At 70.6% G+C, this 9,424-nt stretch carries 10 protein-coding genes and 2 tRNA genes; 2 read left to right on the top strand and 10 right to left on the bottom strand.

Annotation, left to right across the window (positions count from 1 at the left end; genetic code table 11):
* Positions 1-162: 162 nt before the first annotated feature.
* From QM641_RS05430 to QM641_RS05415, 4 genes are all read right to left on the bottom strand, one after another.
* A complete protein-coding gene (locus QM641_RS05430; RefSeq protein WP_415114233.1) occupies positions 163-837 on the bottom strand; it encodes an ATP-dependent Clp protease proteolytic subunit in 675 nt (224 codons plus the stop codon).
* 23 nt (positions 838-860) lie between these two features.
* On the bottom strand, positions 861-1,445 hold the full coding sequence (locus QM641_RS05425; protein WP_415114231.1) for an ATP-dependent Clp protease proteolytic subunit: 585 nt from the start codon (positions 1,443-1,445) through the stop codon (positions 861-863).
* Between the two features lie 129 nt (positions 1,446-1,574).
* Positions 1,575-3,035, bottom strand: a complete 1,461-nt coding sequence (tig, locus tag QM641_RS05420) for a trigger factor (protein ID WP_415114229.1) — start codon at positions 3,033-3,035, stop codon at positions 1,575-1,577.
* Between the two features lie 71 nt (positions 3,036-3,106).
* Positions 3,107-3,183, bottom strand: a tRNA-Pro gene (locus QM641_RS05415).
* A 342-nt stretch (positions 3,184-3,525) separates the two neighbouring features.
* On the opposite strand from QM641_RS05415, the gene QM641_RS05410 reads away from it, so the two are divergent.
* Positions 3,526-3,599 (top strand) — tRNA-Gly (locus QM641_RS05410).
* A 218-nt stretch (positions 3,600-3,817) separates the two neighbouring features.
* Here QM641_RS05410 and QM641_RS05405 read toward each other — a convergent pair.
* The 3 genes from QM641_RS05405 to QM641_RS05395 all read right to left on the bottom strand — a co-directional run bounded on the left by QM641_RS05405 (position 3,818) and on the right by QM641_RS05395 (position 5,599).
* Positions 3,818-4,189, bottom strand: a complete 372-nt coding sequence (locus QM641_RS05405; RefSeq protein ID WP_415114227.1) for a hypothetical protein — start codon at positions 4,187-4,189, stop codon at positions 3,818-3,820.
* A 182-nt stretch (positions 4,190-4,371) separates the two neighbouring features.
* A complete protein-coding gene (locus QM641_RS05400) occupies positions 4,372-4,953 on the bottom strand; it encodes a C40 family peptidase (RefSeq protein WP_415114225.1) in 582 nt (193 codons plus the stop codon).
* 112 nt (positions 4,954-5,065) lie between these two features.
* Complete coding sequence (locus tag QM641_RS05395; protein WP_415114223.1) at positions 5,066-5,599, bottom strand: gamma carbonic anhydrase family protein; 534 nt, start codon at positions 5,597-5,599, stop codon at positions 5,066-5,068.
* 126 nt (positions 5,600-5,725) lie between these two features.
* Here QM641_RS05395 and QM641_RS05390 point away from each other — a divergent pair, with 126 nt between their 5' ends.
* Positions 5,726-6,211 (top strand): Dps family protein, encoded by a 486-nt coding sequence (locus QM641_RS05390; protein WP_415114221.1) that lies wholly within the window; start codon positions 5,726-5,728, stop codon positions 6,209-6,211.
* Positions 6,212-6,268: 57 nt separating this feature from the next.
* Here the strand turns inward: QM641_RS05390 and QM641_RS05385 are convergent, their stop codons facing one another.
* The 3 genes from QM641_RS05385 to QM641_RS05375 all read right to left on the bottom strand — a co-directional run bounded on the left by QM641_RS05385 (position 6,269) and on the right by QM641_RS05375 (position 9,346).
* Positions 6,269-7,768: an amidohydrolase gene (locus QM641_RS05385; RefSeq protein WP_415114219.1), complete on the bottom strand. Its 1,500-nt coding sequence runs from the start codon at positions 7,766-7,768 to the stop codon at positions 6,269-6,271.
* Between the two features lie 94 nt (positions 7,769-7,862).
* Positions 7,863-8,858, bottom strand: a complete 996-nt coding sequence (locus tag QM641_RS05380) for an Fpg/Nei family DNA glycosylase (RefSeq protein WP_415114217.1) — start codon at positions 8,856-8,858, stop codon at positions 7,863-7,865.
* Positions 8,858-9,346, bottom strand: a complete 489-nt coding sequence (locus tag QM641_RS05375; protein ID WP_415114215.1) for a ribose-5-phosphate isomerase — start codon at positions 9,344-9,346, stop codon at positions 8,858-8,860. Before QM641_RS05375 ends, QM641_RS05380 begins: the two co-directional genes overlap by 1 nt.
* Positions 9,347-9,424: the final 78 nt, after the last annotated feature.

Raw genomic sequence — 9,424 nt, 5'->3', positions numbered from 1 at the left:
TCTGGCTCTTGCCGCAGAAGGAGCACTTGAACAGGTCGGCGCTCTCACCGATGCGTGCCATGGCGCTCCTCCTCGTCGCGGGTCGGGTGCTGCCCTCTGAGCCTAATCGCTGACACCGACATCCGGCGGATTGGCAACGGATGACCTTGTCGCGACGGATCCTCAGGCCGTCAGCGCCGCCTGGGGACCGCGCTTGCGCGAGGTGAGCACCTGGTCGACGATGCCGTAGTCGAGGGCTTCGGTGGCCGACAGGATCTTGTCGCGATCGATGTCCTTGTGCACCTCGGCGGCGGTCTTCTTCGTGTGGCGGGCCATGGTGTCCTCCAGCCACGTGCGCATGCGCAGGATCTCGGCCGCCTGGATCTCGATGTCGGACGCCTGCCCGTGACCGGACTCGCCGACCGCGGGCTGGTGCATCAGGATGCGGGCGTTCGGCAGCGCGAGGCGCTTGCCGGGCGCGCCGGCGGCCAGTAGAACGGATGCCGCGGAGGCGGCCTGCCCGAGGACCACGGTCTGGATCTGCGGCGAGACGTACTGCATCGTGTCGTAGATCGCGGTCATGGCCGTGAAGGAGCCGCCCGGCGAGTTGATGTACATCACGATGTCGCGGTCGGGGTCCTGGCTCTCCAGCACGAGCAGCTGCGCCATGACGTCGTCGGCGGAGGCATCGTCGACCTGGACGCCCAGGAAGATCACGCGGTCCTCGAAGAGCTTGTTGTACGGGTCCTGGCGCTTGTACCCGTAGGCCGTGCGCTCCTCGAACTGCGGCAGGATGTAGCGGCTGCCGGGGGCCTGAATGCCCTGGTGCGCGATGCCGCCAAAGGGGGGGACGTTCATGTGGTTCTCTCTCCTTCGCGGGGTCACTGGTCGGTTCCGCCGCCGCCGTGCACGTCCGCGGCGTGCTCGCGGATGTGGTCGACGAAGCCGTACTCGAGCGCCTCCTCCGCGTTGAACCAGCGGTCGCGGTCGCCGTCGGCGTTGATCTGTTCGACGGTCTTGCCGGTCTGTCCGGCGGTGATCTCGGCGAGGCGCTTCTTCATGTCGAGGATCAGCTGCGCCTGGGTCTGGATGTCGCTGGCCGTGCCGCCGAAGCCGCCGTGCGGCTGGTGCAGCAGCACTCGGGCGTTCGGGGTGATGTAGCGCTTGCCCTTGGTGCCGCTGGTGAGCAGCAGCTGGCCCATCGAGGCGGCCATGCCGATGCCGACGGTCACGATGTCGTTCGGCACGAACTGCATCGTGTCGTAGATCGCCATGCCCGCGGTGATCGAGCCGCCGGGCGAGTTGATGTAGAGGTAGATGTCCTTGTGCGAGTCCTCGGCGGCCAGCAGCAGGATCTTGGCGCAGATCTCGTTGGCGTTCTCGTCGCGCACCTCCGAACCCAGCCAGATGATGCGGTCCTTCAGCAGCCTGTCGAAGACGCTCGTCGCGACAAGTGGTTCAGCCATGAATGCTCCCGTTCCGGTTTCGTCGGATCGAATCTACCCGCGCGTCGGGAACGACCCGCGCATGTTCGCCCTGGGCAGAGCGAGGGGGTGGATGCCGCGGCATCCACCCCCTCGCCCGGGACAGATCGCCTACTCGGCGTCGGCCGCCTTCGTCTTCTTCGCCGCCGGCTTGCGGGCGGGGGCCTTCTTCTTCGGCGCCTGCTCGGCGGGAGCCTCCTCGGCCGCGATGATCGCGTCGGCCTCGGCGGCGGCATCCGCGATCTCCTGCGCCTCCTCGACGACCTCCTCCTCGTCGGTCACGGGCTCCTCGCCCTCGACCGCGATGAACCCGGAGAGGTCGACGGGCTTGCCCGCCGTGTCGACCACGGTGACCTTGCCGAGCGCGATCGCGAGCGCCTTGTTGCGTGCGACCTCGCCGACCATCACCGGCAGCTGGTTGCCCTGCTGCACCGCCTGGAGGAATTCCTGCGGCGCCATGCCGTACTGCGCCGCGGACTGGATGAGGTACTGGGTGAGCTCCTCCTGCGAGACCTGCACGTCGTGCTGCTCGACGATCTTGTCGAGGATCATCTGGGTGCGGAACTGCGTGCGGCTCGCCTCGGCGACCTCGGCGCGGTGCTCGTCGTCATCGAGGCGACCCTCGCCCTCGAGGTGGGCGTGGACCTCGTCCTCGACCAGCTGGTCGGGCACGGGGATGTCGACCTGATCCAGCAGCGTCTCGACGAGCTTCTCGCGCGCGGCCGCACCCTGCCCGAACGCGGCCTGCTGAGCGACGCGCTCGATGAGGCTCTCGCGCAGTTCCCCGATCGTGTCGAACTCGCTCGCCATCTGCGCAAAGTCGTCGTCGACCTCGGGCAGCTCGCGCTCCTTGACCGCGGTCACCGTGACGGCCACCTCGGCCTCCTCGCCGGCGTGGTCGCCGCCGATGAGGGTGGAGCGGAACGTGGTGTCCTCGCCGGCCGTGAGCGAGTCGACGGCCTCATCGATGCCCTCGAGCAGCTCGCCGGACCCGATCTCGTACGACACGCCCTCGGCGCGGTCGATCTCGGCGCCGTCGATCGTGGCGACGAGGTCGAGCTCGACGAAGTCTCCGGCTGCCGCCGGACGGTCGACGGTCACGAGCGTGCCGAAGCGGGCGCGCAGGCGGTCGAGCTCGGCATCCACCGCCGCGTCGTCTACCTCGGCGGCCGGGATCTCCAGCGTCAGGCCGTCGAGCGCGGGCAGCTCGAAGTCGGGCCGCACGTCGACCTCGACCTCGACCTGAAGGTCGCCGGAGAAGTCCTTCTCGCTCGGCCATTCGACGATGTCCGCCGACGGGCGGCCGAGGGCGCGGACCTCGTGCTCGAGGATCGCAGCGCGGTAGAACCCATCGAGTCCGTCGCTGACGGCGTGCTCGAGCACGACGCCGCGACCGATGCGCTGATCGATGATCGGCGCGGGGACCTTGCCCTTGCGGAAGCCGGGGACCTGCACGTCCTTGGCGATGTGCTCGTACGCGTGGGCGATGCTCGGCTTGAGCTCGTCCGGGGTGACCGTGATGCGGAGCTTGACCCGGGTCGGGCTGAGCTTCTCGACGGTGCTGGTGACCATGCCTGTTCGTTCTCCTCGTATTCGGCCGCACCCATGCGCGGTTCGGGAAGGTCTGGGGTCTTGGGATGCCGTGGTCGGGGCGACAGGATTTGAACCTGCGGCCTCCCGCTCCCAAAGCGGGCGCTCTACCAAGCTGAGCTACGCCCCGGGCGCGCACGAAACCGTGCGCCGTAAAACGGCCGGGGCAAGTCTAGCCGACCTCGTCGTCGGGCAGTTGAGGACCCGTGCAGAGGCGACGTCGTCGGGTGCGCCGCGCAATGCTGCCCGCACGAAGGCCAGACGTCGGGAATAGGGGCTTCTCAGCGCCCTGGGACGAGATCCAGCCTTGGTTCGGGCCGCATTCCCCCAGAGACCGCGGGGTCTGTGGACCTCTGTGCGTGCGAGGGAAGTCGGCGCGCCGCACGTTGGTCGCGCTGAGCGTCGCGGGCGTCGCAGTCGGGGGCGCACCGGCGGTCCAGTAGACTTGCGGGTGCCGCGGCCATGCCGCTGCGGGGATGTAGCTCAATGGTAGAGTCCCAGTCTTCCAAACTGGTAGTGCGGGTTCGATTCCCGTCATCCCCTCCAAGCTCCGACGTGTCGCCGAAGGCAGGCGCGGCGGAGCTTTGGTGCGAATGCCGTCCGAACCGACCCGCTTCGGGGGGTCCCGCTCCGCCCGAGGCTCCGCGCGCCGGCGCAGCCGGCGGGTGGAGAGGCGGAGTGGCCGATTCCCGTCATCCCCTCCAAAGCTCCGACGTGCCGCCGAAGGCAGGCGACCCGATCCGCCAGGCGACCCGGAACAGAGGTCAGCGTTCCGCGCCGCGCTCCAGGACGCGCACGAATGAGTCGGGCAGCACGACGTTGTCCGGCGCGCCGGCGAAGAAGTCGGCCACGTCTTCGGAGGCGTACCCGGCGATGCCGCAGCCCACTTCGGTCACCAGGAACCGCAGCTCCGGGTGTTCGACGGCGAACCGCACGAACCGCGCCGCCTGCTCCTCGAAGACCACCGGCCCCGACATGGTGTCGATCCCGTAGGACCGGCCCTGCAGGCCCTCGGCCTGCCCCCACACGGCACCGAACCTGTCATAGGCGAACCGCGCGGCTCCGCCGCCGTGCGCTCCGTAGGAGTTCGAGCCGAAGACGAAGATCTCGCCCGGCGCCAGTGACTCGATGCGCATGTCGACCCCCTCGGCCTGTCTCCTCGTCAGCGTACGCGCAGCGGCGACGGCGGGAGTCGCTGCAGTGCGTCGGAGATCTGCCGTTCGTCGGAGCGACACGCCGGCGGAGGGTCCGACGAAGCGCCGATTTCCGACGATGTGCCGACAACACCGGAGCACACGAGCCCGGGTGTCGGGTGCCGTCAGCCGAGCCGGATGAAGATCGGGCTGTCCCACAAGTCGTCTCGGTGCCGGACCATCAGTCCCTCGTAGGGCGAGTCGAGCATGCCGCCGTTGCCGTCGTAGATCGCGATGTGCGTGTCGGGCCACCACAGCAGGTCGCCGGCGCGGGCCTCGGACTGCGGGATCTGCACGCCCAGCGCGGCCTGGTGGTTGGCACCGCGCGGCAACTCGATGCCGAAGGCCTTGAACACGTACTGGACGTAACCGTCGCACGAGAAGGAGTCGTTCGGATCGTTCCCGGTGCCGTAGGGCACCTTGCCGACGAACTCCGACGCGTACGCGACGACGTTCTCCCCCGAGTAGGACTGCGCAGGCGCGGCGAACGACTCAGCCGCCGCAGCCGAGCCCGCAGCGGTGCTCCCGGACTCAGCGGCTGCGACCGGGAGCGGCGCGACGACCTCGACGCTGTACGAGCCGCGCTCAAGCACCGGCCCGCTGGAGGCCGCCACGACGAGCGTCTGAGCGGCCGGCCGTTGGGCGGGCGCGGCGGCGGATGCCGCAAGACCGCTGTCGGGCCCTGCGGCGAAGGCTGCGGAGGTCACGGGTACGACCAACGCGGCGACGGCTACAACAGCCAGAGTCTGCTTCATCGCGCGCATGCGCCCTCCACAGTACCCGCTCGGGGCGCGGCGGCGAATCGATCACGGCCGCGCCTCACCCGACGGCGTCGGCGTGGGCCGCCAGATGCCCGAGGTAGTTCTCGGCGTTGCGCCGGATGCCCTCGCGCTCCTCGTCGGTGAGCATGCGCCGAACCTTCGCGGGCACGCCCGCCACGAGCGAGCCCGCGGGCACCTCCGTGCCTGCGAGCACGACCGCTCCCCCGGCCACGAGGCTCCCCGCACCGATCACCGCGCCGTTGAGCACGACCGCGCCCATGCCGACCAGCGCGCCGTCGGCGATCGTGCAGCCATGCACGACCGCGTTGTGGCCGACCGACACGTCCTCGCCGATCGTCACCGGGAAGCCGCTGTCGACGTGCACCGCGACGCCGTCCTGCAGGTTGCTGCGGGCGCCCACGGTGATGGTGGCGGCCTCGGCGCGCAGCACCGCGTTGTACCAGACCGAGGCGTGCTCCCCCAGCACGACGTCGCCGACCACGCGTGCCCCGTCGGCGATGAACGCGGATGCCGGGACCTGCGGCGAACGACCGTGGACGGGCAGGACGGAGGCACCGGCGGCGATGGTCATACAGCGACGATATCCCGCGTGATTCCGCGGTGTAAGCCCAGGCTTGTCTTGCTTGCGGAATGCTTCGAGCCGAGTACCGTTGGATGCAGGCAGGGAACATCTGCCGAAATCGGAGGCACAGAGAAAATGACCAAGACGCAGACGATCGCCGCCACCGCCGCGGGCCCCGAGGCCGCCGCCAGCACGGCGCAGTTCCTCACCCCGGTCGTGCTGGGGCTGCAGGCTCTGGCCGTCAACGGGAAGCAGGCGCACTGGAACGTGCGCGGCGCCAACTTCATCGCGATCCACGAGCTCATCGACACCCTCGTGAGCAACGCGCAGGGCTTCGCCGACCTGGCCGCGGAGCGCATCGTGGCCCTCGGGCTGCCGATCGACGCCCGCGTCTCGGTCGTCGCCGAGAAGGTCGCTCCGACCACGGTCCCCGCGGGCTTCGCGCCGTGGCAGACCGAGATCCGCGCGATCATCGACGACATGGATGCCGTGATCGCCGACGTCCAGGCCGCCATCGACGGGCTCGACGAGACCGACCTCACGAGCCAGGACGTCGCCATCGAGATCAAGGCCGGACTGGAGAAGGACCGCTGGTTCCTCTTCGCCCACCTGGCCGAGTAGGACTTCCAGCAGACGAGGCCCCCGATCGCGAGACCCGGGGGCCTCGTCGTCGCGCGACTACCCCACGTGCGTCAGGCGGCCCGCGATCATGGTCGCGGCGATCCGCATCGCGCGCAGCTGCTGCTCGGTGGCGGTGAGCGGGTCGTGCTCGCACACGACGAGGTCGGCGGTCATCCCTGGTTCCAGTGCGCTGCCGGCGTGCGAGCCGCCCTCCGTGGACGCGGCCAGAGCGGTCGCGGCATCCAGCGTCTCCTCGGGATGCCACGCGGTACGGCCGTCGCGCGTCCGGTGCACCGCGGATGCCATCGCCGCCCACGGTTCCAGGGGCGCGACCGGAGCGTCGGAGCCGAACAGGAGGTTCGCACCGGCGTCGGCCAGCGCTCGGAGCGGATAGGCGCGCGCGGTCTGGGCCGCCCATTCCATGTCGGACAGGTCGCGGTCGTCTAGCGCGTGCTCCGGCTGCACGCTGGCACCCACGCCCAGCCGCGCGAACCGCGGTAGATCGGCGTGGGCGACCAGCTGCGCGTGCTCGATCGTGCCGTGCGCGGCGACGAGGCCGAACGCGTCGAGCGCGTGGGTGACGGCGACGTCGCCGATCGCGTGCACCGCGCACGCCAGCCCTCCGCCGGTCGCCCGGGTCATGAGCTCGATCAGCTCGGCGGGCTCGACCGTGAGCACGCCGCGGTTGTGCGGGGCCCCCACGTAGGCGTGCGAGCACGCGGCCGTGCGTGTGCCGAGCGACCCGTCGCTGATGATCTTGAGCGGCCCCATACGTACGAGCCCGGCCGGGTCGATCGCGTCGCCGGTCTCCAGTCCCTCCGCGATCGCACGGTCGAGGTGCGGCGGGTAGACGCCGAACGAGATGCGCGTGGTGTCGAACCCCGCCGCGAGCCGCCGGTTCCACGCCTCGGCATTCCAGGCCATATCGAGGTCGACGATGCCGACGACGCCTCGGGATGCCGCATCCTGAAGCGCCGCGAACACCGCCGCGTCGGCGAGGGCGGAGTCGACGGCGTTGAGCCTGCGGGAGATCTCGAACGCGGGCCCTTCGCGGAGGAGCCCGGTGCCCTCGACGGGCATCGCCTCGCGTCGGAGTGCCGCGGAGTTGAGCCACACGCTGTGCACGTCGGCGTTGATGAGGTAGGTCGGCACCTCGCCGGTGGTCTCGTCCAGCGTGGCGAGGTCGGGCTCATCGGGCCAGAGCGCGTCGCGGAAGCCGGCACCAACCCGTCGCCCGTCGCCGAGGACCGGGGCGGCGCCCATCACAGCGGCGGCGTGCGCGGCCGACTCCGCCTGCCGCAGCGGCACGCGCTGCGCCTCGAGCGCCCACTGCACGGTGTGCACGTGGTGGTCCCACAGTCCGGGGATGAGCCAGGACCCGCCGGCGTCGAGCACTGCACCGCGGCGCGGCAGCGCACCGACCGGGGCGATGTCCGCGATGCGGCCATCAGTGAGGTGGACATCGACCGCGGCGGTGCCGAACGGATCGATCCGATCGGCACCGGTGAGCCGCGCGTCGGCGATGACGTCGACGCGCTCGCCGCGAGCCAGGCTCATCGTCGGCATCCCGTCGCCCGGCTCGCCGCCGCAACTGGCACCCTCGCGGGGGGAAGGGGCACCCTCGCGGGGGGAAGGGGCACCCTCGCGGGGGTCAGCGCTGGCATCGCGGGCACCAGTAGAGCTTGCGGGCGCCCATCTCCTCCAGGACGACCGCGGTGCCGCACACGCGGCACGGCAGCCCGGCGCGGTGGTACACCCAGTGGCGGTCGTCGCGGCTGGCCATCGCGCGGCGGTAGGCCTCGGGATCGAGTCCGTCCATGGTCATCATCTGGCCGGTCTCGACGCCGATGCGCAGCAGCCGCACCCAGTCGCGCCACAGTTCGCGAACGACCTCCTCGCGCACGTCGCGGCCGGGCGTGTGCGGGTCGAGCCCGGCTCGGAAGAGCAGCTCGGCGCGGTAGACGTTGCCGATGCCGCTGACCACGGACTGGTCCATGAGCAGCAGCCCGATCGGGGTCGGCTTGCGGCGGACGGTCGCGGTGAAGCGCTCCTCCCCCTCGGCCGGATCGTCCACGAGCGGGTCGGGGCCGAGCCCTGCGATCGTCGCGAGCATCTCGTCCGGCGTCTGCAGCTGGCACGCGGTGGGTCCGCGCAGGTCCGCGCACGTGCTCTCGGTGAGCAGGCGCAGGCGCACCTGTCCGACCACCGGCGGCGGCCACGCGTCGCCCTCGTCGGCCAGGCCCGTGGTCTGCTCGCTCATGCGCACGTGCACCCGGGTGCGCCGCGGAGCCCCGATCGAGGTCAGCGAGTTCTCCCCCGCGGCATCCATCACACGGTCGAGATCGGTGCCACGCTGATTGGTCTGCCCCATGCGACCGTTCGCCGACGCGATCGTCGGGTCGACGAGGATCTCGCCGGCGAAGTCCCACGCGCCGTACATGCCCAGGTGCACGCGCAGCCAGAGCTCGTCGTCGAACTCCAGGAACATCTGCTTGCCGACGGCACGCACATCGACCGCGGCACGGCCGTCGATGACCGAGGCGCCCTCCGCGAAGCGGCCCTGGGGGCTGGATGCCGCGACCTGGCGCCCGACGAAGTTCCGGTCGAATTGGCGCGCGATCCGATGTACCGAGTGCCCCTCGGGCATCAGTGCGCGCGAGGGTCGGGCGCGAGCGTGCCGTGCGCCTCGTAGGCGGCGATCTGGCGGATGCGGCGGACGTGCCGCTCGTCGTGCGAGAACGGCGTCTCGATGAACCGGTCGATGAACGACACGGCCTCCTCGAACGTGTGCTGACGGGCACCGATCGCGATGACGTTCGCGTCGTTGTGCTCGCGGGCGAGCTCCGCGGTGGCGAGGTTCCATACGAGAGCGGCGCGGATGCCCTGCACCTTGTTGGCGGCGATCTGCTCCCCGTTGCCGGAGCCGCCGAACACGACGCCGAGCGCGGCGACGCCCGCGGCCTGGTCGCGCACGACGGCGTCGGCGGCGCGGATGCAGAAGGCGGGGTAGTCATCGAGCGGGTCGTACTCGACGGGACCGTGATCGACGACGTCGTGCCCCGCCTCGGTGAGGTGGTGCAGCAGCTGCGTCGAGAACTCCAGGCCGGCGTGATCGGTCGCGATGTGGATGCGCATGCCCCCATCCTAGGGAGCACGAGCGTGCGGGTTCCAGCGCGTCGGCGCAGGCTCCTTGCGGTCGCAGCCACGTTCGTC

The sequence above is a fragment of the Microbacterium sp. genome, assembly GCF_047605725.1.
GTDB lineage: Bacteria > Actinomycetota > Actinomycetes > Actinomycetales > Microbacteriaceae > Microbacterium.
Note: the sequence above shows the minus strand (reverse complement) of the source record. Positions and strands in the feature narration are given on the sequence as shown.

Coding starts and splice junctions, on each gene's coding strand:
- QM641_RS05430 (WP_415114233.1), bottom strand. CDS start 837: ATGAACGTCCCCCCCTTTGGCGGCATCGCGCACCAGGGCATTCAGGCC.
- QM641_RS05425 (WP_415114231.1), bottom strand. CDS start 1,445: ATGGCTGAACCACTTGTCGCGACGAGCGTCTTCGACAGGCTGCTGAAG.
- tig (WP_415114229.1), bottom strand. CDS start 3,035: ATGGTCACCAGCACCGTCGAGAAGCTCAGCCCGACCCGGGTCAAGCTC.
- QM641_RS05405 (WP_415114227.1), bottom strand. CDS start 4,189: ATGCGCATCGAGTCACTGGCGCCGGGCGAGATCTTCGTCTTCGGCTCG.
- QM641_RS05395 (WP_415114223.1), bottom strand. CDS start 5,599: ATGACCATCGCCGCCGGTGCCTCCGTCCTGCCCGTCCACGGTCGTTCG.
- QM641_RS05390 (WP_415114221.1), top strand. CDS start 5,726: ATGACCAAGACGCAGACGATCGCCGCCACCGCCGCGGGCCCCGAGGCC.
- QM641_RS05385 (WP_415114219.1), bottom strand. CDS start 7,768: ATGAGCCTGGCTCGCGGCGAGCGCGTCGACGTCATCGCCGACGCGCGG.
- QM641_RS05380 (WP_415114217.1), bottom strand. CDS start 8,858: ATGCCCGAGGGGCACTCGGTACATCGGATCGCGCGCCAATTCGACCGG.
- QM641_RS05375 (WP_415114215.1), bottom strand. CDS start 9,346: ATGCGCATCCACATCGCGACCGATCACGCCGGCCTGGAGTTCTCGACG.